This window comes from Pseudonocardia sp. EC080619-01 (genome assembly GCF_001420995.1).
Classification (GTDB): Bacteria; Actinomycetota; Actinomycetes; order Mycobacteriales; family Pseudonocardiaceae; genus Pseudonocardia.
On sequence record NZ_CP012184.1, the window covers coordinates 2,555,724 to 2,581,376 of the forward strand.

The 25,653-nt window shown below is 75.7% G+C and carries 23 protein-coding genes and 2 pseudogenes; 9 read left to right on the forward strand and 16 right to left on the reverse strand.

The features are described from left to right. Positions 1 to 190: 190 nt before the first annotated feature. The 6 genes from AD017_RS11995 to AD017_RS12020 are packed head-to-tail and all read right to left on the reverse strand — an operon-like array spanning position 191 to position 5,801. Positions 191 to 643: a Rieske (2Fe-2S) protein gene (locus tag AD017_RS11995; RefSeq protein ID WP_060574277.1), complete on the reverse strand. Its 453-nt coding sequence runs from the start codon at positions 641 to 643 to the stop codon at positions 191 to 193. Positions 644 to 659: 16 nt separating this feature from the next. Next, positions 660 to 2,078, reverse strand: a complete 1,419-nt coding sequence (locus AD017_RS36225; protein ID WP_227012728.1) for a DUF6529 family protein — start codon at positions 2,076 to 2,078, stop codon at positions 660 to 662. Further along, on the reverse strand, positions 2,078 to 2,278 hold the full coding sequence (locus AD017_RS12005; RefSeq protein ID WP_060574278.1) for a hypothetical protein: 201 nt from the start codon (positions 2,276 to 2,278) through the stop codon (positions 2,078 to 2,080). Before AD017_RS12005 ends, AD017_RS36225 begins: the two co-directional genes overlap by 1 nt. A 1-nt stretch (position 2,279) precedes the next feature. Next, on the reverse strand, positions 2,280 to 3,248 hold the full coding sequence (locus AD017_RS12010; protein WP_145982732.1) for a Pecanex-like protein 1: 969 nt from the start codon (positions 3,246 to 3,248) through the stop codon (positions 2,280 to 2,282). Next, positions 3,245 to 4,396, reverse strand: coding sequence for a DUF4142 domain-containing protein (locus AD017_RS12015; RefSeq protein ID WP_060574280.1), 1,152 nt, complete (start codon positions 4,394 to 4,396; stop codon positions 3,245 to 3,247). Before AD017_RS12015 ends, AD017_RS12010 begins: the two co-directional genes overlap by 4 nt. A 28-nt stretch (positions 4,397 to 4,424) precedes the next feature. Continuing rightward, positions 4,425 to 5,801 (reverse strand): ferric reductase-like transmembrane domain-containing protein, encoded by a 1,377-nt coding sequence (locus AD017_RS12020; RefSeq protein WP_010233214.1) that lies wholly within the window; start codon positions 5,799 to 5,801, stop codon positions 4,425 to 4,427. A 774-nt stretch (positions 5,802 to 6,575) separates the two neighbouring features. On the opposite strand from AD017_RS12020, the gene AD017_RS35300 reads away from it, so the two are divergent. After that, positions 6,576 to 7,355: an FkbM family methyltransferase gene (locus AD017_RS35300; protein WP_060574281.1), complete on the forward strand. Its 780-nt coding sequence runs from the start codon at positions 6,576 to 6,578 to the stop codon at positions 7,353 to 7,355. Further along, the gene (locus AD017_RS35795) at positions 7,352 to 9,688 is read left to right on the forward strand and encodes a CDP-alcohol phosphatidyltransferase family protein (RefSeq protein ID WP_082399199.1); all 2,337 of its coding nucleotides are present in this window, start codon (positions 7,352 to 7,354) and stop codon (positions 9,686 to 9,688) included. The genes AD017_RS35300 and AD017_RS35795 overlap by 4 nt, the downstream gene beginning before the upstream one ends. On the opposite strand, the gene AD017_RS12035 is transcribed toward AD017_RS35795, so the two are convergent. Continuing rightward, on the reverse strand, positions 9,678 to 10,376 hold the full coding sequence (locus AD017_RS12035) for a dihydrofolate reductase family protein (RefSeq protein WP_082399200.1): 699 nt from the start codon (positions 10,374 to 10,376) through the stop codon (positions 9,678 to 9,680). The genes AD017_RS35795 and AD017_RS12035 overlap by 11 nt on opposite strands. Positions 10,377 to 10,417: 41 nt before the next feature. On the opposite strand from AD017_RS12035, the gene AD017_RS12040 reads away from it, so the two are divergent. Continuing rightward, a complete protein-coding gene (locus AD017_RS12040; RefSeq protein WP_060574282.1) occupies positions 10,418 to 11,395 on the forward strand; it encodes a zinc-binding alcohol dehydrogenase in 978 nt (325 codons plus the stop codon). A gap of 4 nt (positions 11,396 to 11,399) precedes the next feature. On the opposite strand, the gene AD017_RS12045 is transcribed toward AD017_RS12040, so the two are convergent. Then, positions 11,400 to 12,083, reverse strand: a complete 684-nt coding sequence (locus AD017_RS12045) for a GTP cyclohydrolase II (RefSeq protein WP_082399574.1) — start codon at positions 12,081 to 12,083, stop codon at positions 11,400 to 11,402. Here AD017_RS12045 and AD017_RS33370 point away from each other — a divergent pair. Further along, a complete protein-coding gene (locus AD017_RS33370; protein ID WP_029239742.1) occupies positions 12,078 to 12,788 on the forward strand; it encodes a creatininase family protein in 711 nt (236 codons plus the stop codon). The genes AD017_RS12045 and AD017_RS33370 overlap by 6 nt on opposite strands. Positions 12,789 to 12,908: 120 nt before the next feature. Here AD017_RS33370 and AD017_RS12050 read toward each other — a convergent pair. The 7 genes and pseudogenes from AD017_RS12050 to AD017_RS12080 all read right to left on the reverse strand — a co-directional run. Next, positions 12,909 to 13,697 (reverse strand): annotated as a pseudogene (locus tag AD017_RS12050) (lysylphosphatidylglycerol synthase domain-containing protein); the annotation flags it as partial. Further along, positions 13,694 to 14,554, reverse strand: coding sequence for a class I SAM-dependent methyltransferase (locus AD017_RS12055; protein ID WP_227012729.1), 861 nt, complete (start codon positions 14,552 to 14,554; stop codon positions 13,694 to 13,696). The gene AD017_RS12055 and the pseudogene AD017_RS12050, both read right to left, overlap by 4 nt. Beyond that, entirely contained in the window at positions 14,551 to 15,624 is a 1,074-nt protein-coding gene (locus AD017_RS12060) for a glycosyltransferase family 4 protein (RefSeq protein ID WP_227012730.1), read from the reverse strand. Before AD017_RS12060 ends, AD017_RS12055 begins: the two co-directional genes overlap by 4 nt. Next, complete coding sequence (locus AD017_RS12065) at positions 15,621 to 16,019, reverse strand: 6-carboxytetrahydropterin synthase (protein WP_010241071.1); 399 nt, start codon at positions 16,017 to 16,019, stop codon at positions 15,621 to 15,623. Before AD017_RS12065 ends, AD017_RS12060 begins: the two co-directional genes overlap by 4 nt. 415 nt (positions 16,020 to 16,434) lie before the next feature. After that, entirely contained in the window at positions 16,435 to 17,226 is a 792-nt protein-coding gene (trpA, locus tag AD017_RS12070) for a tryptophan synthase subunit alpha (protein WP_010241072.1), read from the reverse strand. Continuing rightward, entirely contained in the window at positions 17,223 to 18,488 is a 1,266-nt protein-coding gene (trpB, locus tag AD017_RS12075) for a tryptophan synthase subunit beta (protein ID WP_193408781.1), read from the reverse strand. Before trpB ends, trpA begins: the two co-directional genes overlap by 4 nt. Before the next feature lie 120 nt (positions 18,489 to 18,608). Next, a complete protein-coding gene (locus AD017_RS12080) occupies positions 18,609 to 19,850 on the reverse strand; it encodes an MFS transporter (RefSeq protein ID WP_349675468.1) in 1,242 nt (413 codons plus the stop codon). Positions 19,851 to 19,899: 49 nt separating this feature from the next. Here AD017_RS12080 and AD017_RS12085 point away from each other — a divergent pair, with 49 nt between their 5' ends. The 4 genes and pseudogenes from AD017_RS12085 (at position 19,900) to AD017_RS12100 (ending at position 24,182) form a co-directional block, all read left to right on the forward strand. Further along, positions 19,900 to 20,643 (forward strand): FadR/GntR family transcriptional regulator, encoded by a 744-nt coding sequence (locus tag AD017_RS12085; protein ID WP_060574284.1) that lies wholly within the window; start codon positions 19,900 to 19,902, stop codon positions 20,641 to 20,643. 144 nt (positions 20,644 to 20,787) lie between these two features. After that, positions 20,788 to 21,165: pseudogene (gene mscL / locus AD017_RS36230) on the forward strand (large conductance mechanosensitive channel protein MscL); the annotation flags it as partial. Positions 21,166 to 21,491: 326 nt separating this feature from the next. Further along, positions 21,492 to 22,898, forward strand: a complete 1,407-nt coding sequence (locus AD017_RS12095; protein WP_060574285.1) for an APC family permease — start codon at positions 21,492 to 21,494, stop codon at positions 22,896 to 22,898. A gap of 114 nt (positions 22,899 to 23,012) precedes the next feature. After that, positions 23,013 to 24,182 (forward strand): macrolide family glycosyltransferase, encoded by a 1,170-nt coding sequence (locus tag AD017_RS12100; RefSeq protein WP_060576362.1) that lies wholly within the window; start codon positions 23,013 to 23,015, stop codon positions 24,180 to 24,182. On the opposite strand, the gene AD017_RS12105 is transcribed toward AD017_RS12100, so the two are convergent. After that, on the reverse strand, positions 24,179 to 25,159 hold the full coding sequence (locus AD017_RS12105) for a zinc-dependent alcohol dehydrogenase family protein (protein ID WP_060576363.1): 981 nt from the start codon (positions 25,157 to 25,159) through the stop codon (positions 24,179 to 24,181). The two genes, AD017_RS12100 and AD017_RS12105, sit on opposite strands and share 4 nt — an antisense overlap. Positions 25,160 to 25,284: 125 nt before the next feature. Here AD017_RS12105 and AD017_RS12110 point away from each other — a divergent pair, with 125 nt between their 5' ends. Next, positions 25,285 to 25,644 (forward strand): hypothetical protein, encoded by a 360-nt coding sequence (locus AD017_RS12110; RefSeq protein ID WP_010241083.1) that lies wholly within the window; start codon positions 25,285 to 25,287, stop codon positions 25,642 to 25,644. Positions 25,645 to 25,653 lie beyond the last annotated feature (9 nt).

The following is a 25,653-nucleotide window of genomic DNA, read 5'->3' on the forward strand; positions in this document are numbered from 1 at the left end:
GTCGGCCGCGGGCCGGGGTCGGGGGGAGCTGCCGCGGTGCAGGTGGCAGGGACGCTACGAGGTGTGGGGTCCGGTTTCCCACCGTCTGAGACGGGAACCGTCGGGCGGAGCGGGCCGGACGACGAGCGGGACGGCGTTCGCCGTGACGGATCAGTGCGGTCGTCCGAACGCCCGCGGTCCTCTCAGCCGGTCACGCCAGGAGCACGCGGTCGCCCTCCACGCGGACCTCGCGCCGCCCCAGCGGGGCGTTCGCCGGGCCCTCCAGCGGGGCGCCGTCGGCGGTCGCGAACACGCTGCCGTGGCACGGGCAGGAGATGCCGCTGTCGGTCACCTGGTCGACCAGGCATCCGGCGTGCGGGCAGGTGGCGTCGAACCCGACGAACGTGCCCGCCTGCGGCTGGGTGACGACGAGGGCGTCGCCGGGGAACACGCGACCGCCGCCGACGGGGATGTCGGCGGTGGCCGCGACCCCCTGCCCGGCCGGCTCCGGCTGCGCACCCGCCGGGGCCGGTGGTGCGGCGGCCGGGGGCGGGGCGGGGCCGGACTCCCGTGGCGTGCCGTAGGTGGCGCAGCCGGCGGCGCAGCACGCCGCGGCCGCCGCGCCCGCGCCGGTCAGCAGCCGGTGCCGGGTGATCGGGGACATGAGGTCTCCTCGTCGGTCAGAAGGTCAGGCCGTTGTCGGTGAAGAACCAGAGCGCCGAGGTCAGCCAGATGCCGGCGAGTACGGCGAGCAGCAACCCGCCCGCGACGGCGAGCACCCAGCCCGGCACGCCGGGCCGGCGCAGCAGCAGCATCTTCGTGACGAACGCGCCGTAGAACGCGCAGCCCAGCACCGAGTGCAGCAGGGCCGACGTCGTCGCACCCGACCAGCCGAACGCGTACAGGCACTGCACGGCGACGGGGACCGTCACCAGGACGGCCGCACGCCCGGACCAGCGGTGCACGAACCCCGTCCACGGTGACCCGCGGAGCACCCACCGCCCGGTCACGCCCTGGACCAGGGCGAGCAGCAGCGCGAGCGACCCGAGCCACGCCTTCACGGCGACGCCGCTGGAGAACCCGGCGAGGTTCACCGCGACGCCGGTGGGCTCGTGCTGGCGGGCCCAGACGCCGAGCGCGACCGCGACGAGCGACCCGACGACCACGGCGACCAGCACGACCCGGATCGACGGGCCCGCCGCCTGCGGCTCGACCTGCTGGTCGGCGGCAGGTGGTGCGGTGCGGCGGTCGAGCGTCCGGACGCGGCCGGGCTCGTCGTGCCGGCCGGGCCCGTCGTCCCAGGCTTCGTCGTCCCAGGCTCCGTCGTCCCGGGCTCCGTCGTCCCGAGCTCCGTCGTCCCGGGGCCCGTCGTCCCGGGGCCCGTCGTCCCGGCCGGGCTCGTCCGCCCACCGGGGCTCGTCGTGGCGGCGCCTGCCCCGGCGGCGGTCGTCGCGGTGCCGGTCGTCCCCGGCCCACCGGTCGTCCCCGGCCCACGCGTCCTCGGGCCGGTCGTTCCCGGGGCGGTCGTCCTCGGCCCACCCGGCCGTGTCGTCCGGGACGGGTGGACCGCCCCGGCGGGGCCGGGAGCCGGCCGGGGCACCGGCGACCCGGGGCGGGCGGCCGGGCCGCAGGGCCCCGGCGTCCCGTCCCGGGTGGCGCGGGAGGTCCCCGGCCGGCTCGTGGTCCCCGGTCCACGCCCGCGCGTCCGCGCGGACGGAGCCCGGGGCGTTCCGCGGGGCGCCCGGCGCGAAGAGGTCGCCGGCGACCGCCCCGCTCCGCCGGGTGGAGGTGCCCTCCCAGCGGTCGGCGAACCCGAGGTGCTGGTCGCCCTCGTCCCATCCGGGGCCGAGCGGGTCGTACCCGCCGCCGGCCCGGTGGTGTGCCTCGTGGGGGTCCCGGCCGGTGTCGGGCCGGAGCCTGCGGCGGCCCCGGCGCGGCGCGGGGGCGGCCGCCTCCGGTTCGAGCCAGACCCGGTCGTCACCGGCCCACCCACCACTGTGGTCGGGCCGGCGGGGACGGGGGACGCCGCCGCCCGGCACCGGCGCGAAACCGACCGGGTCGGTGGTGTCGCGGTCGGCGTGCCGTGCGCGGGAACCCATCAGTACCCACCGCCGTCGCCACCGGAGCCGGAGGCCGCCGGGGCGGGCCCCTGCGGCGCGGCCGGGGGCGCCGGCGCACCGGTGGCCTGCTCGACGGACGGCGGGTCGGCCGCGGCGGTGAGGACGACGTTCGCCGCCACCATCCCCGCGGCGACCGCGCCGACGGCGGTCAGTGTCAGTACCGGTCCGGAGATCCGCATGTCAGCCGACCTTGATCCGGACGGAGTCGAACGCGGGGGTCTGGTTGGCCCGCTGCATCATCGGCGTGCGGTGCGAGCCGTCGCCCGCCCACGACGAGCACTGCAGCTCACCGGACTGCTGGATCCCCGGGACGTCGATCTTCACCTCGTCCGGGGTGCTGCCGCCGGCGCCGTCCTCGGTGGCCTCGAAGAACAGCGGGTCAGGGGCGGAGTCCGGCGCCTCGGCCGGGTTCGGGAGCATCCGGCACGCGGTGTGGAAGTGCCCTCGCTGCAGGCCCTGGCCGTTGAGCAGCGACGACTCGACGTAGTAGCCGCCCTGGGCGGCCGCGAGGAACCGGTCACGGACCAGGTTCCGGGTGCTGACGGTCATCGAGAACCCCTGGCCCTGTGCGACCTCGTCCGGGGAGTCGGTGATCAGCAGCGACGGGCTCTGGTCGGCCGCGGCGACCTCGCCGAACTCGGTCGACACGCAGCGCGGGGCCTTCTGGAAGCCGTCGTGCGGCTGCAGGCCGCTGCCCGTGCAGTCGGAGGCGAGGATGTCGAGCGCGGCCGCGGCGCCGTCCGGGCCGTCGGCCCGGCCCGCGGCGTCGTCGCCGCCGGCGCCGTCGGCGTCACCGGCGCCGCCCTGTGCCCCGGCGTCCTGGCCGTCGTCCTGCCCGGCGGCGTCCTGGCCCGCGGCGTCCTGGCCGGCCGCGTCCTGGGAGCCACCGTCCTGGGAACCGGCGTCCTGGCCGCCGGTGTCCCCGCCGTCCTGGGTGGGGTCGGCCGACGAGGAGTGGTCGTGACCGCCGGAGCCCGCTCCGGCGCCGGTGACGCCCTCTCCGGACTCGGCGACGTTGGAGGTGCTGCGGTCGTCACCGTCCGACGTCGCGGCCCCGGCCGCGTAGGCGGCCGGGCCCGCCACGAGCAGGCAGGCGACGAAGGTGGCAGCCGCGATCATGCGGCGGCGGCTGGCGGAGGCTGGACTCATCGGTGACGGCTCCTCGGTACGTTCCGCGCGCGGCGCGGGCCGGCGCGGTGGGTCGTGTGTCGGTGGGACGCGGTTCCGGGTCCGTCCGGCGGGAGGCCGGGCGGGCCCGCGTCCGGGTGGTCGGGGTCGGTCGTGTCGGGTCCGGCGTGCCGGCGGTCGGGGGTGAACAGGTCGGTGTCGAGGACGGCCGGGCCGAACGCCCCCGTCGACCCGGGTCCGTCGCGCTCACGCAGGGACGGGTCGGTGTCGAGCGAGCCCGCACCCCCGTCCGGCCGTGGCCGCGCGGGTGGGACGTGCGCGAGCTCGTCCCACGGATCGGGCGGACCGACCGGGAGTGCCGCCCGGCGCGGTGGCGGACCGGCGGCGTCGTCGCGGGCCCGTCGCGGCCGCGGGATCAGCCCGCCGGCCGGGAGGAGGCCCGACGTGGCCGCGCCACCGCCGGGCCTCCCGCGCCGGTAGAGCGTCATCAGCAGTCCGCCCGCGGCGAGCAGCGCCACCCCGACGACGATCGCCGGGACGACCAGGGCGGACATGCTGCGGGTCGAGACGGGGTCCGGTGGTGCGGGCAGCGCGGCGTAGTCGACCATCCCGGTCGCCTCGAGGTAGCCGATGTGCCGGGTGACGTAGGCGTCGGCCTCGGCGGCGAACTGCCGCACCATCTCGTTGCGGGTACCGGAGCGGACCTGCGCGATGGCCGGGAGGATCGTCCCGTGCGCCGAGCGCAGGATCTGCACGAACTGCCGGTCGTAGTCGGCGCCCGACCGGCCGGTCAGGTCGTTCATCCAGCCGATCTGCTGGTCGCTCGGGCGGCTGGGCAGCGGGACGCCGAGCCTGCCCGCGGTGTCGCGGACGATCTCGTCCAGGGCGTGGTGCTCGACGGCGACCTTCTGGCCGACGTCGCGCACCGCGTCGCTGCTCGCCTGCTGCTGGGCCTGCTCGCCGGTCGGGGCCTCCCACAGCCCGGCGAGCCGCACCTTCTCCAGCAGGTCGCGGTCGGCGGGGCCGAGCGGCCCCCACTGCGTCTGGGTCCAGCCCGTGCCGGCGGCAGCCGGTACCGAGGCCCAGGACTGGGCCAGCGCGACGGCCACGACCGCGGCGAGCGCGGCCACGATCGACCAGCGCAGCGGGCCGGGGATCCGGCGGGACATACGTGTTTCTCCTCGGGATTCGGGGGGCTCAGACCTGGGCGAACTGCTCGGTGTGCACCCGGTCCTCCGGGACGCCGAGCGTCGACAGGGTGGTGAGGACGTCGGTGACCAGCTGCGGACGCCCGCAGATGAAGTAGTCGAGTCGCCGGCGTTCGTCGTCGATGTCGGTCAGGACGGCGGCCAGCAGGGCGGTGTCGATCGGCCCGGTGGCCCCGCCCCAGTCCGGCGCCGGGCGGCGCAGGACCTCGGTGACCTGCAGGTCGAGCATCGTGCGGAGGTACGCGAGCTCGGACCGGAACAGCAGGTCCGCGCGGTCGCGGGCGTGCACGACGAGCCGGTACGGCCGCGGGTCGCCGCGGTCGGCCGCGGTGCGGAGCATGCTCATCATCGGCGTGATCCCGACCCCGCCGGCGATCAGCACGAGCCCGGTCGAGGGCACCGCGTCCGGGGTGAAGGAGCCGTAGGGCCCGTCCACCCAGACCGGGTCGCCGCGGCGCAGGTCGCGCAGCCGGGAGGCGAAGTCGCCGGTGTGCCGCACGGTGAACTCGATCCGGCCGCCGTCGGTCGCCGAGGACGCGATCGTGAACGGGTGCTCCTCCACCGACATCCGCTCCAGCCGGAGCCAGGCGAACTGGCCCGGCCGGAACCAGGGGCCGGTGTGCCGACCGCGGCGGGCCAGCACCAGCGTCGAGACGGTCGCGCTCTCCGGGCGCACCACGTGCACCCGGAACTCGCCGGCCGCGGCACGCATGCCCCAGCGCAGCACCAGCACGGCGATCAGCAGCAGGCCGAGGCCAGCGAGCACCGGACCCATCACCGCGTCGGTGACCAGGTTGTTCAGCCAGAGCACGTGCAGGCAGGACCCGCCGAGCACGACGGCGGCCAGGCTGAGGTGCAGCCAGCGCCACACCTCGTGCGAGCCGGACCGCACCCCGCGCAGCGCGAGGACGATCAGCACCACGACGGTGACCGTCGCGACCGTCGCGGCCTGGCCGCGCGCCGGTGCGGACAGCGGGACCAGCAGGCCGATCCGGGCCGGCTGGTCGGCGATCACGCAGGCCAGGTGGAGCGCGACGAGCGCACCGGCGAGCACGCCCAGCCTGCGGTGCAGGCCGAGCAGGGTCTCCAGCCCGAGCGCGCCCGACAGGCCGCGCACCCGGGACGGCAGCACCGCGACGATCACCATCGCCGACAGCGCCAGCAGCCCGGTGAGCATCGACAGCAGGTGCATGAACGGCTGCGGGCCCGAGCGGAGCATCCAGATCACCGAGGGGCCGACCAGGACCGTGACCAGCACGGATCCCCAGGCCCTCCGGGCGCGACGGTGCGCCAGCCAGGCGTCGGCGGGCGGCGGGTCGTCCCGCCGCACCGGCACGGTGACCGGATGCGCGGCGGGGCGGCTCACCGGTCGCCGGGCACACGCCCGGCGAGGATCGGAGCACGCATCGGCCGCGGGTGGCCGGTGCGGGATGCTGCCGCGCGCAGCGGCACGGGCCGGGGGCGCACCGGGCGGGGATGCGCGGTGGACGCTACGGTCACACGGACGCCGGGGGCACGTCCGGGCAGCACGGGACGACGGACTGTCATCGGGTCACTTCCGGTTCGGGGAGCCGGCCGGGCGGGGGTTCCCGGCCACCGCCGCGACTCGAGGGGGAGCGGTCGCGATGCGGCGCCGCCGACGATAGGAACCGGCCCGAGATCAGGTTGCGTTCCTGAGAGACGTCACCGGCGTCCGGGCTCCGGGAGAAGGTGAACGGCGACCGGTCGCTCCACCCGGAGTACAGACGTCCGTCCATCCGGCGCCACCACTCTCAGGGACGGACCGTTCACCGCCCGGAGCGGCGTCGGGCGTCGACGGGCGGCGGAACTGTGTCCCGGGCCATACGCCGCGCGGGGAGGCACGGGAACGCACCCGTCCGGTCCTGGCGCGGGTGCCCGGACCGGACGCACGCGCCGCCGTCCTCCGCCCCACCCGGCACGTCCGAATCCTCCTGTCCCGATGCGACCGGCCGATCCAGCCCCGTTCGCCGGCTGCCGCGCCGACCACCCGGGCGTCCCCACCGCCGGGTCCGCCGGACCGGGGGCACGGCCGACCGGCCCCGCCCGGCGGACGCGTCCGTTCGCGGTACGGCCACTTCGCGGTCACCGGACGGCCCGCGCTCGACTACCCTCGGGCCACGTGCTGATCCGGACATTCGGGATCGCCCGCTCCCTCGCGACCTACCACGGCATCCCCGGCCGCCAACGCCGGATGCGCGCTCTGTACGGGCAGTTCCTGGGACCCGGCGATCTGGCCTTCGACATCGGCGCGCACGCCGGCAACCGGGTGCGCGCCTGGCGCGGGCTGGGCGCGCGGGTCGTCGCGGTCGAGCCCCAGCCCGACTTCGTGCGCCTGCTGCGCCTGTTCTTCGACCGCGACCCGGAGGTGACGGTCGTGCCCGCCGCGCTGGGTGCCCGGCCGGGCACCGCGCGGCTCGGGATCTCCCGTGCCACGCCGACGGTGTCGTCGATGTCGGAGACCTGGCGCCGCACCGTCGCGGACGACGCCGGTTTCGCACGGGTGCGCTGGGACGAGTCGGTCCCGGTGCCCGTCACCACCCTCGACGAGCTCGCCGCGACGCACGGCGTCCCCGCGTTCTGCAAGATCGACGTCGAGGGGTTCGAGGCGGACGTGCTCGCCGGGCTGACGCACCCGCTGCCCGCCCTGTCGTTCGAGTACCTGCCCGCGGCGCACGACGCCGCCCTCACCGCACTCGACCGGGTCGAGTCCCTCGGGCGGTACGTCTACCGCTACTCCCCCGTCGAGACGATGCGCTGGGACCCCACCGCGGGCGGGCGCTGGCTGGACGCCGACGAGCTCAGGGCCCTGCTCGACCGCAGGCGCCCGCTCGGCCGGTCCGGCGACGTCTACGCCCGTGCGGCGCCGACCGCGCCGGGCGACGGCCCCGGTCCGTCGTGATCGCCCGGCCCGAGCGGTCCCCGGCCGTCGCGTCGCCGCTGGTCCGGCAGCTCGCGGGCGCCACCGCGCTGCTGGCCGTCGTGCTGGCGGGCTCGGCGGCGGTCACCGGCGCCGGCGTCCTCCGGACGACGGCGGGCGTGCTGCTCGCCGCGCTGATCCTGGTGCTGCTGGTGCGGGCCGCCCGCCGGGCCGGGGAGACGACGCTCGGACCGGCCGGGCTGGTGACGGTCGCCCGCGGCACGCTCGTCGTCGGTGCCGCCACGCTGATCGGGCGCGACGACCTCGCCCAGGCCGTGCTGGTGGGGCTCACCGTGGTGGCACTGGCACTGGACGCGGTGGACGGCGTCGTCGCCCGGCGCACCGGCACCGCGACCGCGTTCGGCGCCCGGTTCGACATGGAGACCGACGCGCTGCTGCTGCTCGTGCTCTCGGCGCACGTCACCGCCACGTCGGGCGAGGTCTGGGTACTGGCGCTGGGCCTGATGCGCTACGCCTACGTCGGTGCGGCGCGCATCCTGCCGTGGCTGGACGGGGAGCTGCCGGTCCGTCGCTCCGCGAAGGTCGTCGCCGCCGTGCAGGGGGTCGTGCTGATCGTGACCGCCGCCGGGCTGCTCCCCCGGCCGGTCGAGACGGTCGCGCTCGCCGTCGCCCTGGTGGCGCTGCTCTGGTCCTTCGGCTCGTCGGTCGCGTGGCGGTGGCGCGCGGTCGACGCGCACCCGGTCCGGTTGCGGGTCGCGGCGGCGGGTCTGCTCACGGTCGCCGCCGCGGCGCTGGTGACCGGCCTGCTCGTGCTGCCCGGGGACCCGTCGCACCTCGCGCCGCAGGCGTTCCTGCGGCTCCCGGTCGAGGCCGTCGCCGGGATCGCCCTGCTCGCGGTGCTGCCCGGGCGGCTGCGCGCGATCGCGGCGGCCGTCGCGGGGACCGTGGTCGCGCTGCTCGGGCTCCTCAAGGCGCTCGACATCGGCTTCGGGGTGGCGCTGGGCCGCAGCTTCGACCCGGTCGCGGACTGGGTGCTGCTGGGCAACGCCCGCGAGTTCCTGCAGGGCGCAGGCGGGTCCGGGACGCTCGTCGCCGTCCTCGCCGCGCTCGCCGTGCTCGGGCTCGTCGTCGCGACGGCGGGCGCCGTCGTCCGGCTGGGCCGGCTCGCCGCCCGGCACCGGCGGACCACGCTGGCCTGCGCCGCCGTGCTCGGCGCGGCGTGGCTGGTGGTCTGGGCCGCACCCGGCGGGCGGCTCGTCCCCGGTGTCCCGATCGCCGCCGCCGACGGCGTCGCGCAGCTGCGCGACCGGGCCTCGCAGATCCCGTCCGCGGTCCACGACCGGTACGTCTTCTCCACCGAGGCCGCGCAGGACGACTGGGCCGGCGTCCCCGCCGACCGGCTGCTCGCCGGCCTGCGGGGCAAGGACGTCGTGTTCGCCGTCGTCGAGAGCTACGGACGGTCGGCCATCGAGGACCCGGCCATGGCGCCGTCCGTCGGGCCGGTCCTGGCCGAGGGCGACCGGCGGCTCGCCGACGCCGGGTTCGCCTCCCGCAGCGGGTTCCTCACCTCCCCGGTCACCGGCGGCGGGAGCTGGCTGGCGCACGCGACCCTGTTCTCCGGGCTGCGGATCGGCGACCAGGCCCGGCACCAGCAGCTCGTCGGGTCCGACCGGCTCACCCTCACCCGGGCGTTCCGCGACGCCGGCTGGGAGACCACCGCCGTGATGCCCGGGACCACCCGGGACTGGCCGGAGGCGGCGTTCTACGGGCACCAGCGGGTGCACGCCTTCGACGGGCTCGGCTACCGCGGCCCGCCGTTCAGCTGGTCGCCGATGCCCGACCAGTACGCCCTGTCCGCCTTCGACCGGCTCGAGTACGGCCGCACCGACCGCGGCCCGCTCATGGCCGAGGTCGCGCTGACCTCCAGCCACGCCCCGTGGTCCCCGGTGCCGCCGCTGCTGCCCTGGGACCGCGTCGGGGACGGGTCGGCCTACGCCCCGTACGCCCACGACCAGCGGGCCTGGGACACGATCTGGACCGGCGACCCGGCCGCGATCCGCGCGGACTACGTGCGCTCGACCGAGTACTCGCTGGAGACCCTCTACGACTGGGTGAGCCGCTTCGGCGACGACCGGCTCGTCGTGGTGGTCCTGGGCGACCACCAGCCCGCCCCGATGGTCGTCGGGCAGGACGCGGGCCGGGACGTGCCGATCTCGGTGGTGACCCGGGACCAGGCCGTCCTGGACCGGATCGCCGGCTGGGGCTGGACGCCCGGGCTGCGGCCGCCGCCGACGGCGCCCGTGCAGCCGATGGAGGACTTCCGCGACCGGTTCCTCTCCGCCTTCAACCGGTGACCGGCGGGCGCACCCGGTAGTGCAGCAGGACGAGGTCGCCGATCGGCCGGGCCTCGACCAGCTCCATCGGGGCCCCTGGCCCCTGCGGGAAGCCGCCGTCGTGCACGAACCGCGGTGCGCGGGGGTCCCCGACGAAGAACGGCGCGACGACCACGTGCAGCTCGTCCACCAGGCCCGCGGTGAGGAACGCGGTGTGCACGACGCCGCCGCCCTCGACCAGCAGCCGTCGCACCCCGCGGCGGGCGAGATCGGCGACCACCGCCGCCGGGTCGGGCGGGTCGCCCCCGTCGGCGACGTCGGCGACCGCGCCGAGGCGGGCACGCAGCCGGGGCACCGCGGCCCCGGACGCGTACACCAGCGGCCGGGCCGGGGCGTCGACGGTGAACACGGTCGCCGACGGGTCCAGGTCGGCCCCCGCGGCGGCGAGGACCACCCGCAGCGGCGACGGCGCGCGCCCGGCGGCGACCCGCTCCGCACGGCGCCGGTCCGAGCGCACCAGCAACCGGGGATCGTCGTTGCGCACGGTGCCCGCCCCGACCAGGACGGCGTCCACCTCCGCCCGGACGCCGTCTACCCGGTCCAGGTCCACGGCGTCGGAGAGCACGAGCGTGGCGGGGCCCGCGTCGTCGATGTAGCCGTCCAGCGACATCGCCACCGACGCCAGGACGTACGGCCTGCCGCGCGTCACCGTGGGGACGGTACGCGAGCGCGCCGGTAGGGTCGTCCGGCGTGACCCGAGAGGCCCGCGCGTTCCGGCTCGCCGCCCCCGGCCGCGGTGAGATCCGGACGGTCCCGCTGCCCGGCCCGGGACCGGGCGAGGTCCTGGTCCGCACCCGGTTCACCGGGATCAGCCGCGGTACCGAGACCCTGGTCTTCCGCGGTGAGGTACCGCCCGGCGAGTACGCGACGATGCGGGCGCCGTTCCAGCAGGGCGAGTTCCCGGCCCCGGTCGAGTACGGCTACCTCGCCGTCGGTGACGTCGAGGAGGGCCCGCCGGAGCTCGTCGGGCGGACGGTGTTCTGCCTGCACCCGCACCGCACCCGGTTCGTCGTCCCCGCGGACGCCGTCGTCGTGGTCCCCGACGACGTCCCCGCCGGCCGGGCGGTGCTGGCGGGCACCGTGGAGACGGCCGTCAACGCCGCCTGGGACGCGGCCCCGCTGGTCGGGGACCGGATCGCCGTCGTCGGGGCGGGGATGGTCGGGTGCAGCGTGGCCGCGGTACTGGCCGGGCTGCCCGGCGCCCGGGTCGAGCTGGTCGATCCCGACCCGGACCGCGCCCCGGTGGCGGCGGCGCTCGGAGTGGGGTTCGCCGCCCCCGCCGACGCGACCGGCGGCTGCGATCTCGTCGTGCACGCCAGCGCCACCGGAGCGGGCCTGGAGCGGTCGCTGGAGCTGCTCGCGCCGGAGGGCGAGGTGCTCGAGCTCAGCTGGTACGGCACCCGCCGGGTGGAGATCGGGCTCGGCGGCGCGTTCCACAGCCGGCGCCTGGCCGTGCGCTCCAGCCAGGTCGGCACGGTGTCCCCGCGCCGGGCCGGCCGCGGCTACGGCGAGCGGATGGCGCTGGCCCTGCGGCTGCTCGCCGACCCGCGGTTCGACGCGCTGATCGGCGGCGAGTGCCGGTTCGACGAGCTGCCGTCGGTGCTGGCCCGGATGGCGGCCGGCGGGCCCCCGGCGCTCTGCGTCCGCGTCACCTACGACGACGCGTAGCCCGTCACGGCCCGGTGCCGTCGAGCTGCGGCAGGTGGTGGCCGAGGCGGTCGCGCTTCGCCGTCAGGTACCGGACGTTGTGCTCGTCCACCGGTTCCAGCAACGGCACCAGCTCGGTCACGGTGATCCCGTTGCCGGTCAGCGCCGACGCCTTCTCCGGGTTGTTGGACAGCAGCCGCACCCGGTCGACACCGAGGTACCGCAGCGCCACGGCCGCCGCCCCGAAGTCGCGGACGTCGACCGGCAGGCCGAGCGCGACGGCCGAGTCCACGGTGTCCAGGCCGTCGTCGTCCTGCAGGGTGTGCGTGCGGATCTTCGCCAGCAGGCCGATCCCGCGCCCCTCGTGCCCGCGCAGGTACACGATCACCCCGCACCCCGCTGCGGCGACGGCGTCGAGCGCCGAGGCCAGCTGGGCCCCGCACTCACACCGCCGGGCGCCGAACACGTCGCCGGTCAGGCACTCCGAGTGCATGCGCACCAGGACCTCCGGCACCTCCGCCGGATCGCCGAGCACCAGCGCGAGGTGCTCGGGCCCACCGGGGTGCTCGCGGAACGCGACCGCCCGGAACGTCCCGTGCCGGGTCGTCAGCTGCGACTCGGCGACCTCGGCCGGTCCGTCGCGATGAGGATCGTGCACTGCCTCTCCTTCGTCAGCGGGCGGACCCGTGGAAACCTCGTCCGCGTGCATCTTCTCCCGACCGAGACCACCGTGGACGTGCAGAACCGGCCCGTCGTCGCGGCGCTGCTGCCCGTCGGCAGCCACGAGCAGCACGGGCCGCACCTGCCGCTCGACACCGACACCCTCGTCGCGACGTCGCTGGCCGCGCGGCTCGGACAGGAGTACCCCGTCCGGGTCCTGCCCCCGGTCGCGATCTCCTGCTCGCACGAGCACGCCGCCTGGGCCGGGACGGTGAGCATCTCCGCCACCACGCTGGCCGCGGTCGTCGGCGACGTCGCCGCCTCGCTGCGCGCGGCGGGCGTCCCGGCGCTGGTGCTGGTCAACGGGCACGGCGGGAACCACGTGCTGCGCAACGTCGTCCAGGAGGCCTCGACCGGGCCACTGCCGATGGCGTTGTTCCCCGGCGGCGACGACTGGGTGGCCGCCCGGGCCGCAGGCGGCCTGGTCTCCAGCCACTCCGCCGACATGCACGCCGGCGAGCTGGAGACGTCGATCCTGCTGCACACCCGGCCGGACGTCGTCCGGCCCGGGTTCGCCGGCGCCGACCACGACGCCGACGAGCGACCGCACATGCTCACGCTCGGGCTGCAGGCCTACTCCGGGTCGGGCGTCGTCGGCAGGCCCTCGCTGGCGACCGAGGGGAAGGGCCGGGCCGTGCTCGACGCCCTGGTCGCCGGGTTCGGCGACCACCTCCGGGCGCTCGGGTCCCGGTGAGCCCGGGGCGGGTGTGACGCCGGTCCGCCGCCGCCACGCGACCACCAGCCCGCCGGGCACACACCCGATGAGCGCCAGCACGCCGTAGACGACGGCGGTGGCCAGTCCCTCGGCCGCGGGGAGGCCGACGGCCGCGAACGCGGCGACGGCGACCGCCTCACGCGGGCCCCAGCCACCGACGTTGAGCGGCAGGGCCATCGCCAGCAGGGCCAGTACCAGCAGCGGGAGCAGCTCCGCGACACCGGCGACCGATCCGGCGGCACGCGCCGCGAGCACGAACACGGCGAGATGGCAGACCAGCGACCCCGCCGACGCCAGCAGTACCGCGGCGGCGGTCCGGGCCCGCAGCAGCGCGCGGACGTCACCGAGCAGCCCGCCCAGCCGGTCCCGCAGCAGCCGCCCGGCCACGACGAGCACGACGAGCGCCGCGGCGGCGGCCCAGACCGCTCCCCCGGGCACGAGCGCGCCGACCGCGCGGAGCAGGTCGGGCTGTGCGACGAGCACCGCCACCGCGACGACGACCAGCACCAGCTGCGCGGCGAGCCGCTCCAGCACGACGGCGCGGACGCCCCCGCCGACGTCACCGGCCCGGCGGCCGTGACTGACCGCGCGGTGGACGTCGCCGAGGACCCCCGACGGGAGCACCGAGTTGAGGAAGCTCGCCCGGTAGCAGTCGGCGAACGCGCCGGGCCAGGCCAGGTGCAGGCCCAGGCCGCGGGCCGTGAGGCACCACCGCCACGCGGTGCAGGCCGTGCCCAGTGCCCCGAGCACGACCGCGGCCAGCACGGTGCGGGCGTCGAGCTCGCGCAGCCGCTCCAGCACCGGTCCCGCCCCGACCTGCACGACCAGCACCCCGAGCAGCGCGACACCGGCGGCGAGGCGGAGCAGCGTGCCTGCGCGGGCGCTCACGCCCGCGGCCCCGGCCCGCCGGTCCCGGCCGGGAGCACCAGCAGGTCGGAGTGCCCGACGGCGACGGTGAGCCGGCCGGCGGCCAGCTCCCGGTACCGGCGCTCCCGGTGGTCCTCGACGGCCGCGCGCAGCTCGGGACGCTGCGCGCGGGCCGCGTCGTACCAGCCGGCGAGCCACTCCCGGGTCAGCTCCGGACGGTCCGGCCCGAGCCGCCAGGGGGTGGCGGCGGTCCGGACCAGGGCGCCCCGACGGCGGAACGCGGCCACGGTGTACCCGGCGGCGTCCGGTCCGAGCAGGACGCGTCCGCCGGTCTCGCGGCGCTGGTGGTCGTCGAAGGCGGCGGCCACGTCGCGGTCCGCCGGCCCGGCGGGATCGAACCGCACCTCGCCGGTCACCGACAGGGTCAACAGGGCCGGGCACCCGGCCCGCGTGCAGGCGTCGGCGAGGTCGTCGATCTCCCCGGCGGTCAGCAGGTCGAGCAGCGCGGACGCGGTGACCAGCGACGTCCCGGCCAGCTCCGCCGCGTCGAGCGCGGTCAGGTCGCCGTGGCGGGCCTCGCCGGTGACGCCGCCGGGCAGGCCGGCGAGCGCGCGGTCGAGCAGCACCGGGTCGCGGTCGTGCAGGATCCAGTGCTGGTCACCGGCACCGTGTGCCCGCAGGTGCGGTGCCAGCCAGCGGGCCATCGACCCGGTGCCGCACCCGAGGTCGCGCACGACGAGCGGTCCCTCCGGCAGGGCGTCGCACAGCGCGGCGGCGAGGTCGGCGGAGCGGGCCTCGGCGTCGGCGGGCTCGCGCACGGCGAGCCACTCCGGCGGGCAGACCGGCGACCCGGCCGCCCCCTGCAGCGGGGCGCTCACACCAGCACCCGGTCGAGCCGCCGGGCCGCGGACGGCCAGTCGTCGAGCCGCTCCCGGCGGCGCCGGGCGGCAGCGCGCGCGGCGGCGCGGACGTCGCCGCGGCCGAGCCAGGTGCGGAGGCCGTCGGCGAGCGCGCCGGTGTCACCGGGTGCGACGAGCAGGCCGGGCCGGTCGTCGCCGGTGCCGCCCAGTGTCTCCGGCACCCCACCGGTCGCGGTCGCCAGCACCGGCACCGCCCGGGCCAGCGCCTCGGTCACGACCATCCCGTAGGACTCGGTCCGGGACGGGAGGACGAGCAGGTCGGCGATCGCATAGGCGGCGTCGAGCTCCGCGCCGGTGCGCGGCCCGTCGAGGCTCACCCGGCCGGCGAGACCGTGCCGTTCGACGGCGTCCCGCACGGCGGCGGTGTGCGCCGGATCCCGGTCGAGCGGGCCGACCAGCCGGAGCGTCCAGTCCGTGCCTGCGAGCCGGGCCAGTGCCTCCACCAGCAGGTCGTGGCCCTTGGTCGGGGTGAGCGCGCCGACGGCGAGCAGCCGGGTCCCCGGCTCCTGCGGCGCGGTGACGGGCGCCGGGTCGGCGCCCGGGGGAACGACGTGCACCCGGTCCGCGGGCAGGTCGTGCAGCTCGGCGACGCGCCGCGCCGTCCAGGGGCTCGTGGTCACCACCGCGGCGGCGTGGTGCAGGGCGGCGCGCTCGCGCCGCCGCCGGTCCTCGGACACGTCCGGGGGCACCCCGTGCTCGTCACCGAGCGGCAGGTGCACGAGCACGACCGCGGTGATCCGGCCGGCGTGCCGGGCGAGGACGGCCGGTGCGCCGCAGGCCACGAGCCCGTCGAGCAGCACGAGTGCGTCGTCCGGGACACCGGCGAGCAGGTCGTCGAGCGCGTCGAGCGCGGCCCGGTCCGGATCCGGGTGGCCGGCACCGGCGAGCTCGCGCACCGGGCGCCCGAGCGCGGCCAGCCCGGTGCACATCCGGCGGTCGTACACGTTGCCGCCGCTGGGTGAGCGGGGATCGTCGACCGTGGCCGGGACGACCACGTGCACCGTCCGCCGGGGGTCCGGCTCGGTCACAGGGTCCGCTCGTAGCTCGCCCACGCCACGTGCGACTCGTGCAGGGTCACCACCAGCCCGGCCAGCCCGCGCGCGCCGGGCCCGAGGCCGCCGGCCCGTACCCGCTCCGCGAGGCGGTCGGCGATCGCGCGGGCCAGGAACTCGGTGGTGGTGTTGACGCCGGCGAAGTCCGGGTGCTCGTCGAGGTCGCGGTGGTTGAGGTCGGCCAGCACCTCACCCAGCTGCGTGGTGGCGAGCGCGATGTCGACCACGATCCCGTCGGGGTCGAGCTCGGGGCGCCGGAACGTCGCGTCGACCAGGAAGGTCGCCCCGTGCCGCTGCTGCGCCGGTCCGAAGACGTCCCCGCGCAGGCTGTGCGCGATCATGACGTGGTCCCTGACGGTGATGCTGAACAAGACGGGGTGACTCCTCGCGGTCGGGCGGCCCGGCTGACGGTGGTGCGCACCCGTCAGCGGCCGTATCGGACATACCCGACAGTCTGCCGTGGACTCCGCTCCCCGGGGGACCGTGTGCGGCCACCGGACGGGTCGGTGCGTCCGGGCGGCACGGCACGGGAGGTCATCGGGTCACTTCCGGTTCGGGGAGCGGCCGGGATCGGTCCCGGCCACCACCGCGACCCGACGGGGGAGCCGGCCGCGGTGCGGTGCCGACGACGATAGGAAGCCCGAGCGGGATCGGGTTGCGTTCCTGAGAGGTGTCACCGCCGTCCGGGCACCGGTGGACGCCGAACGGGCCCGTGTCCCGCCGACCGGAGTACCGGGGTCGCTCCGTCCGCCGCGCCCGCTCTCAGGAACGGCGGGCAGGGACCCGCTAGGCGCTCACCGGCGTCGCCGAGCGGATCCCCTCGGACAGCTCCTGCGCCAGGTCGCGCACCGCGGACGGCCCGCCCGACTCGAGTGCCTGCACGAACGCCGTCCCGACGATGACGCCGTCGGCGTAGGAGGCGACCTCGGCGGCGTGCTCGGCGGTCCGCACCCCGAGCCCGACGCACACCGGCAGGGTCGCGACCTCGCGGGCCCGGCCGACCAGCTCGCGGGCCTCGGCACCGATCGAGCGGACGCCGGTGACGCCCATCAGCGACGCCGCGTAGAGGAACCCGCGGCTGGCCCCGACGGTGAGGCGCATGCGCTCCGGCGTGGTCGTCTGCGCGACCAGGAAGATCCGGTCGAGGTCGTGGCGCTCCGACGCGGCGAGCCACTCCTCGGCGTCGTCGGGCAGCAGGTCCGGGGTGATCAGACCGGAGCCGCCGGCCGCGGCGAGCTCGGCGGCGAACCGCTCGACGCCGTAGCGGTCGATCAGGTTCCAGTAGGTCATGACGACCGCGGGCGCCCCGGCGTCGGCGACCCCGCGGACGGCGGTGAACGCGTCCCGAGAGCGGGCGCCGTTGTCCAGCGCCTGCTGTGTGGCGCGCTGGATGACCGGGCCGTCCATCAGCGGGTCCGAGTACGGCAGGCCGACCTCGACGACGTCGACGCCGCCCTCGACCATCGCCCGCATCGCCTCGACGGAGCCGTCGACGCTCGGGAACCCGACCGGCAGGTAGCCGACCAGCGCGGCGCGGCCCTCCGCACGGACCGCCTCGATCCGCTGCGCGACGCTCACTTCGTCTCCCCGTCGGTCACGGCGTTCCCCTGCTCGTCGATCAGGTCGAAGTACTTCGCGGCGGTGTCCACGTCCTTGTCGCCGCGACCGGACAGGTTCACCAGGACGACCTTGCCCTCGCCCAGCCGCGCCGCCTCGCGCAGCGCGCCCGCGAGTGCGTGCGCGCTCTCGATCGCCGGGATGATCCCCTCGGTGCGGCAGAGCAGGCGGAACGCGTCCATGGCCTCGCGGTCGGTCACCGACTCGTAGCGGGCCCGGTGCAGGTCGTTCAGCCAGGAGTGCTCCGGCCCGACGCCGGGGTAGTCCAGCCCGGCCGAGATGGAGTGCGAGTCCCGGGTCTGCCCGTCCTCGTCCTGCAGGATGTAGCTGCGCGACCCGTGCAGGACGCCGACGTCTCCCCCGCCGATCGACGATGCGTGCCGCGGGGTGCCGACGCCGTCGCCGCCCGCCTCGAAACCCACCAGCTCGACACCGGTGTCGTCGAGGAACGCGTGGAAGATCCCCATCGCGTTGGACCCGCCGCCGACGCAGGCGCACACCAGGTCCGGCAGCGCGCCGGTGAGGTCCTGCACCTGCTGCCGCGCCTCGACACCGATGATCCGCTGGAAGTCGCGGACCATCGCCGGGAACGGGTGCGGCCCGGCGACCGAGCCGATCAGGTAGTGCGTGTCGGCCACGTTGGTGACCCAGTCGCGCATGGCCTCGTTCATCGCGTCCTTGAGGGTGCGCGTGCCCGAGGTGACGGGGCGGACCTCGGCGCCGAGCATCCGCATGCGGGCGACGTTGAGCGCCTGCCGCTCGGTGTCGACCTCGCCCATGTAGACGACGCAGTCGAGGCCGAGCAGGGCCGCCGCGGTCGCCGACGCGACGCCGTGCTGGCCCGCGCCGGTCTCGGCGATCACCCGCGACTTGCCCATCCGCTTGGTGAGCAGTGCCTGTCCCAGCACATTGTTGATCTTGTGCGAGCCGGTGTGGTTCAGGTCCTCGCGCTTGAGCAGGATCCGCGCGCCGCCGGCGTGCGCGGCGAACCGCGGCGCCTCGGTGAGCAGGCTCGGCCGGCCGGAGTAGGTGCGGTGCAGCTCCGCGAGCTCGGCCTGGAACGCCTCGTCGGTCATCGCCGCGTGGTAGGCCTGCTCCAGCTCGTCCAGGGCGGCGACCAGCGCCTCCGGGACGTAGCGGCCGCCGAAGCGGCCGAAGTACGGGCCGGTCTGGTCGACCAGCCGCGCCGTGTCCCCGGCCGGGGGGAGGGCGGTGTCGGTCACGAGTTCTCCCTGACGGATGAAGCGGACCCCGCGAGCGCGACGGCCGGCACGCCGGGTGCGGTGACGCCGAGCGGGTGCGCCCGACGGTACACCGCGACCACCACCCGCTTTCCGCCGCGATCAGACGAAGCGCGGACGCCCCGCGATCCACCCGACGACCATCTCGACGACGATCACCGCACCGAGCAGGACCAGCGACGCGGTCCAGGTCCCGGTCACCCCGTGCAGCATCCCGAACAGGAACGGCCCGGTGGCCCCGATCAGGTAGCCGACGCCCTGCGCCATCGCGGACAGGTCGGTCGTCTCGGACGCGTCCCGGGTGCGCAGCGCGATCACGCCGAGGCCCAGCGGGAAGACCGCCATGCCGGTGCCGAGCAGCACCGTCCACAGCCACGGCGCCGCCGCGGGCGCGACGGCGAGGCCGGCGACGGCCGCGAGCGAGCAGCACGCGAGGCCGACGATCCACCAGGACTGGGAGGGCCGGTTCAGCGCGATCGGCGGCACGATGAAGCTCAGCGGGATCCCGATGAGGTTGATCAGCGCGAGCATCAGGCCGGCGTCGGTGCGGGAGATCCCCTCGGACACGAACAGCTCGGACAGCCAGCCCATCGCGACGTAGGCGACGCAGGCCTGCAGCCCGAAGAACGCGGTGACCGCCCAGGCCAGCGGCCGGCGCAGCATCGAGCGGCGCGGCTCGGCCGAGCGGGCCGTCACCTCGGCGGCGCTCCCGTGCCGGGCGCCGGAGAGCCAGACGACCAGCGCTGCGGCCGACAGCAGCGCCCAGGCACCGATCGCACCGCGCCAGCCGCCGAGGAACGGCTCCAGCGGCGGGGTGAAGGCGGCGCCGATCCCGCCACCCGCCGCGAGGGCGGCGGTGTAGACGCCGGTCACCCGGCCGACCGCGTGCGGGAACGACTCCTTGACCACGACCGGGATGAGCACGTTGCCGATCGCGATCCCGGCAGCGGCGACGAACGTGCCGCCGAGCACCACCCAGGGCCCGTCGACGATCCGGAGCACCAGCCCGGCGGTGAGCACCGCGAGGGCGATCCCGATCGCCCGGGCCATACCGAACCGGCGCCCGAGCCACGGCGCGGCGATCGCGGCCAGCCCGAAACAGATCGTGGGGACGGCGGTGAGCACACTCGTCCACGCGGCCGAGGCGCCGAGGTCGTCGCGGACCTCGCCGAGCACCGACGCCATGCTGGTGACGGCGGGACGCAGGTTCGACGCGGCGAGCGCCACACCGACGACGAGCAGCGGGGACCCGACGAGCGCGGCCCGGCGGGACCGGTCCACTCGCTCGCTCGATCCGGTGGCGATGGTCTCCTCCGCGCGGGTCTCGTGCTCAGCAATGCTCACGAAACAGTAGTGTTACAGACATAGGATGTTCGGATGGAAGGATGATCCGGTGCCTCTGGTCACAGCACGCCGAGGAAGCCTGGTCGACCAGGTGATCGCGCAGCTCCGCAGCGCCATCGCCGACGGCGAGTGGCCGGTCGGCAGCCGCATCCCGCCGGAGTCCGAGCTGGCGTCGTCGCTCGAGGTCGGGCGGAACACCGTCCGCGAGTCGGTCCGCGCGCTCGCGCACGGCGGCCTGCTCGAGGTCCGCCAGGGCGACGGCACCTACGTCCGCGCCACCACCGAGCTGTCCGGCGCCCTGCGCACGCTGTGCGGGTCCGAGCTGCGCGAGGTCCTGGAGGTGCGACGGACGCTCGAGGTCGAGTCCGCCCGGCTCGCCGCCGCCCGCTGCACCCCCGACGACCTGGAGATGCTGCGGGGTGCCCTCGCCGAGCGCGACGTCGCCGTCGCCGGGGTCGCCGAGATCACCCGCCGCGGTGACGAGCCCGGCCCCGCCGAGCTGGAGCGCGCCGCCCGCGCCGACACCGACTTCCACCTGACCGTCGTGCACTGCGCGGGCAACGCGCTGCTCGCCGAGCTCTACCGGGGCGTCGTCGAGGCGGTCGCCGGGAGCGTGGCCGCCACCATGCCCTCCACCGTCGGCACCGACGACGACGTCTCGCACACCGGGATCGTCGAGGCCATCGCCGACGGCGACGTGGAGCGGGCCGCCCGGGAGGCCGGCGACTTCCTGGACCGGCTGATCGCCCAGCGCCGCACCACGCCGGGTGGCCCGGGTCCGGCCACGACCTGACGACGGCCGCCCGCCGATCCGGGCGTCCCGCCCACCGAGCCGGTCACCGCCCGTCCCGCACCGGCGGAGCACGACGATCACGGTCGGGTTACGGTCGCCCGCCGGACCGGCCCCCGACCGACGACCCCCGAGGAGTGCTCCGGCGTGCTGAAGGGCTTCAAGGAATTCCTGCTGCGCGGGAACGTGATCGACCTGGCGGTCGCCGTCGTCATCGGTGCCGCCTTCACCGCGGTGGTCACCGCGTTCACGAAGGCCTTCCTGGAGCCGCTGCTCCGGCTGTTCTCCGGCGGGGAGGACGCGGTGCCGCCCGGGACGATCCCGCTCACCGACGAGGTCCAGCTCGACTACGCGGCGTTCCTCAACGCGATCATCCAGTTCATGATCACGGCAGCGGTGATCTACTTCCTCGTCGTCTACCCGATGAAGTGGCTGCAGGAGCGTCGTAAGAAGGGCAAGGAGGAGGACACCCCGGAGACCGACAGCGAGCTGCTGAAGCAGATCCGGGACCTCCTCGAGGAGCAGTCCGCCCGCGAGCGCGAGCGCACCACCGTGCTGCCCCCGGCCGATCAGGCCGTGCCGGCCGGGCCCGCCGGGCCGCTCGGACGTGGCGGCCCGGCCCCGCGGCCCCCGATGCCGGCACCGCAGTGGACGCCCCCGCCGCAGCAGGTCCCGCAGACACAGCAGATGTCCCCGGGGTACGTGTCGTACCAGGACGAGCCGCAGGCACCGCGCCGCCGCGGGTGATCACCCGGGCGCGCACCGTTCCGACTCGACACGGCCGGAACCGGACACCAGGCTGACCCCGGTCGCGGCGGGAACGGCTCCGCCGCAGGAGGGGGAACACCGGGATGGCGGACGCCACCACCACCGAGGCGCAGCCCGCGCTGAAGCGGGTCATGGGGCCCAAGCTGCTGTTGCTGTTCATCGTCGGCGACATCCTGGGTACCGGGATCTACGCCCTGGTCGGCGAGGTCGCCCAGGAGGTCGGCGGCGCGGCGTGGCTGCCGTTCCTGGTCGCCTTCGCGGTCGCGATGGTCACCGCGTTCTCCTACCTGGAACTGGTCACCAAGTACCCCGCGGCGGCCGGGGCGGCGCTGTACGCGCACAAGGCGTTCGGCATCCACTTCCTGACCTTCATGGTCACCTTCGTCGTGATGTGCTCGGGGATCACCTCGGCCTCGACGGCCTCGCGGGCGTTCGCCTCGAACCTGAACGAGGGCTTCGGCCTCGACCTGGGCAACGGCGGCATCGTGCTGATCGCGCTCGGGTTCATGGCCCTGGTCGCGGCGGTGAACTTCCGCGGCGTCGGCGAGAGCGTCAAGGTCAACGTGGTCCTGACCCTGGTCGAGCTGTCCGGGCTGCTGCTGGTGATCCTGGTCGGGGTGGTCGCCATCGCCGGCGGCAACGCCGACTGGGCCCGGGTGATCGCCTTCGACACCCCCGAGGACAAGGGCGTGTTCCTCGCGGTCACCTCGGCGACCTCGCTGGCGTTCTTCGCGATGGTCGGGTTCGAGGACTCGGTGAACATGGCCGAGGAGTGCCACGAACCACGCCGGATCTTCCCCAAGATCATGATCACCGGTCTGACGATCACCGGCATCATCTACGTGCTGGTCGCGATCTGCGCGGTCGCGCTGGTCCCCGTCGGGCCCCTGGCCGCCAGCGAGACCCCGCTGGTCGAGGTCGTGCGCGCCGGCGCCCCCGGGATCCCGGCCGACGCGGTGCTGCCCTTCATCTCGATGTTCGCGGTCGCGAACTCGGCGCTGATCAACATGCTGATGGCCTCCCGGCTGCTCTACGGCATGGCCAACCAGGCCGTGCTGCCCAAGCCCCTGGCCCGGGTGCACCCGTTCCGCCGCACCCCCTGGGTGGCGATCGTGTTCACCACGCTGATCTCGTTCGGGCTGATCACCTACGTCTCGCTCGACGACTCCTCCGACGTCGTCTCCGCACTGGGCGGCACCACCTCGCTGCTGCTGCTCGCGGTGTTCACCATCGTCAACATCGCGGTACTCGTACTGCGCCGCGACACCGTCGACGCCGACCACTTCCGCGCCCCGCCCGGCCTGCCCGTCGTCGGCGCGATCACCAGCCTCTACCTGGTACTGCCGTTCTCCGGGCGCGACACCATCCAGTACGAGCTCGCCGGGCTGCTGCTCCTGCTCGGCCTGGTCCTCTACGGCATCACCGTCCTGCTCAACCGCCGCCTCGGCGTGAAGCGCACGACCCTGGACCCGGCGAAGCTCGACGGGTGACGGGAGTCTCGCCGGACGCCTCGCCGGTTCCGTACCCGTAGCTGACGCGGTGTCCGGCGGTGTCCGGTTGATCCCGGAGGACGTCGGTCCGCACCGGTGCCACGATCGGTGATCATGAGCCGGCACTTCACGTTTGTGAGCATGCCCGCGTCCGGGCACGTCAACCCGACCCTTCCGCTGGTCGCCGAGCTGGTCCGGCGCGGACACCGGGTCAGCTACGCCACCGGCGCGACGCACCTGGACGCGGTCGCCGCGGCCGGCGCCGAGCCGGTGGAGGTCCCGTTCGTGCTGCCGGAGGCACCGCCGCCCGGGAAGAGCTTCTCCGACGAGGAGATGGTGTCCCGTGTGGACGCGTTCGCCGTCTCGGTCGAGCAGGTGTTCCCGGTGCTCGCGGACCGGGTCACCACCGACCGGCCGGACGTCCTGTGCGGGGACGCGATGAGCCCGGTCGACGGGCTCGTCGCACAGCAGGCGAGGATCCCGCACGCGGTGATGCACCCGTCGTTCGCGAGCAACGAGCACTTCTCCCTGGCCCGCGACGTCCTCGGCGCCGGCGACGACGGGCCGCCACCCGCGTTCCGCCGGGTCACCGAGCGGATCGCCGGGTTCGCCCGTGAACGGGGCCTCGAACCGCTCCCGTTCGGGACTCCCGGTGACCTCAACCTGGTGTTCCTCCCGCGCGAGTTCCAGGTCGCGGGCGACACGTTCGACGACTCGTTCGTCTTCCTCGGTCCCGCGCTCGGCCCCCGCTCCGCGGACGTCTGGGACGGCCCCGGCCCGGTCCTGCTGGTGTCGCTGGGCACCACGTTCAACGACCGTCCCGACTTCTTCCGGACCTGCGCCGAGGCGTTCGCCGGCAGCGGGTGGCAGGTCGTGATGGCCGTCGGGAGCAGGATCGACCCGGCCGACCTCGGGCCGCTGCCGCCGAACGTCGTCGCGCAGGCGCACGTACCGCAGATCGGGGTGCTCCGGCGGGCGCGGGCGTTCGTGACCCACAACGGCATGAACTCCACGATGGAGGCGCTGCTCCTCGGCGTTCCGCAGATCGGGATACCGCAGATGCCGGAGCAGGCCGCCAACGCGGCCCGGGTCGCCGAACTCGGCTGCGGGCGCAGCCTGGACCCGGACACCCTCGATGCCGCGACGCTGCGGGCCACCGCGGACGAGGTCGCGACCGACCCGGACGTGCGCGCCGCCGCGGAGGCGTTCGGCGCCCGGATGCGGGCGGTCGACGGGCCCGCCCTGGGCGCCGACGCGCTGGAGGCCTTCGCCGCCCGCGCCTAGGGCGTGAGGACGATCTTCCCCACCTGGGCGTTCGACTCCAGGTGCTCGTGCGCGGCGACGACCTGGTCCAGCCCGGAGAAGACCCGGTCGACCTGCGGGGCGAAGTCGCCGCCGCGCATCCCGGCCGCGACGAACGCGGCCGCCCGCCGCAGCCGTTCCTCGTCGCGGGTCATCGCGAACAGCGTGAAGGAGCGGACGACGAGATCGGGCAGCGTCGCCGTCGGGAAGATCGTGGGCTCACCGGAGAGCCTGCCGTGGATGACGATCGTCCCGTCCGGGCGGACGGCGTCGGCCATCGTCTCCACCGCGGGCCCGGCGACGGCGTCGAACACGACGTCCAGCCCGCGCCCGCCGGTGATCTCCCGGCACCGTTCCACGAGGTCCTCCTCCCCCGTGGCGACGACGTGGGCGGCGCCGGCGTCGAGGAGCGCCCCCGCCTTGGCGCGGCTGCGGCTGGTGGCGATCGGGACGGCGCCGATCCGGTTCGCCGTCGCGATCGCGGCCAGCCCGACGCTCGACGACGCCGCGGTGACCAGCACATGGTCACCGGGCTGCAGCACCCGCGGTTCCAGCAGCCCGGCGTAGGCGACGAGGTAGGGCATCCAGGTGGCGGCCCCCGTGACGGCGTCCACCGGGCGCGGCACCAGTGCCCGGGCCGGGACGACCGCGCGGTCGCCGTAGACCGTGTAGTCGTTCATCGAGAAGGCCGGGACGACGCTCACCGGGTCACCCACCGCCCAGCGGGTCACCCCGTCGCCGACGCCGGTGACGGTGCCCGCGGCCTCGTAGCCGAGTCCGGCCGGCAGCCGGGTCGGCTCGATGTACTCGCCGCGCCGGAACATCGACTCGGCCCGGTTGAGCCCGATCGCCTCGACGTCGACCACGGCCTCGCCCGGCCCGGGCACCGGCTCCGGCGCCTCGACGACCTGGAGCACGCCGGGCCCGCCGAGCTCGGTGAAGCGCACGACCCTGTTCATGGTCACCACCCTGCCGTCCCCCGCACCCGCGCCGCCCCGTCCGGCCGGAGGGGTTGCGCTTTCCGACTTTCACTAGTTAACTAGTGAAAGCAAGCAAGCAGGACACACCGAGGGGGACACAGGACATGCACGCACGACGTTCGATCATCGGATTCCTCGCCGTCGCGATCGCGATGGGCGGCGCCACCGGCACCGCGCTCGCCGACCCGGTCACCACCGACCCGACACCCATGACGATCACCTCGGGCCACGGGCCGGTCGACGTGACGGTGCTGAACACCTACGGGGACGGCTACTCCTTCACGGTGCCCGCCGGGGGCCGGAGCGACGTCCCGACCGAGGCGGGCGGGTACAGCCGGATCGTGATCAGCGAGAACGGCGTGACCATCGGGGAGCGTGCACTGCTCAACCCGGATCTCCAGACCTACTGCGACGTCCGTCCTGCCACCGAGGACCCCCGGCTGAGCTGCGGGATCATCGCCTGAGCCACGGTC

Bases quoted from the DNA above. Each gene is read 5' to 3' on its own strand.
- AD017_RS12005 (WP_060574278.1), bottom strand. From the start codon at position 2,278: ATGCGGATCTCCGGACCGGTACTGACACTGACCGCCGTCGGCGCGGTC.
- AD017_RS12105 (WP_060576363.1), bottom strand. From the start codon at position 25,159: ATGAACAGGGTCGTGCGCTTCACCGAGCTCGGCGGGCCCGGCGTGCTC.
- AD017_RS12015 (WP_060574280.1), bottom strand. From the start codon at position 4,396: ATGTCCCGCCGGATCCCCGGCCCGCTGCGCTGGTCGATCGTGGCCGCG.
- AD017_RS12100 (WP_060576362.1), top strand. From the start codon at position 23,013: ATGAGCCGGCACTTCACGTTTGTGAGCATGCCCGCGTCCGGGCACGTC.
- AD017_RS11995 (WP_060574277.1), bottom strand. From the start codon at position 643: ATGTCCCCGATCACCCGGCACCGGCTGCTGACCGGCGCGGGCGCGGCG.
- AD017_RS12095 (WP_060574285.1), top strand. From the start codon at position 21,492: ATGGCGGACGCCACCACCACCGAGGCGCAGCCCGCGCTGAAGCGGGTC.
- AD017_RS36225 (WP_227012728.1), bottom strand. From the start codon at position 2,078: ATGGGTTCCCGCGCACGGCACGCCGACCGCGACACCACCGACCCGGTC.
- AD017_RS12010 (WP_145982732.1), bottom strand. From the start codon at position 3,248: ATGAGTCCAGCCTCCGCCAGCCGCCGCCGCATGATCGCGGCTGCCACC.
- AD017_RS12045 (WP_082399574.1), bottom strand. From the start codon at position 12,083: ATGCACGCGGACGAGGTTTCCACGGGTCCGCCCGCTGACGAAGGAGAG.
- AD017_RS12110 (WP_010241083.1), top strand. From the start codon at position 25,285: ATGCACGCACGACGTTCGATCATCGGATTCCTCGCCGTCGCGATCGCG.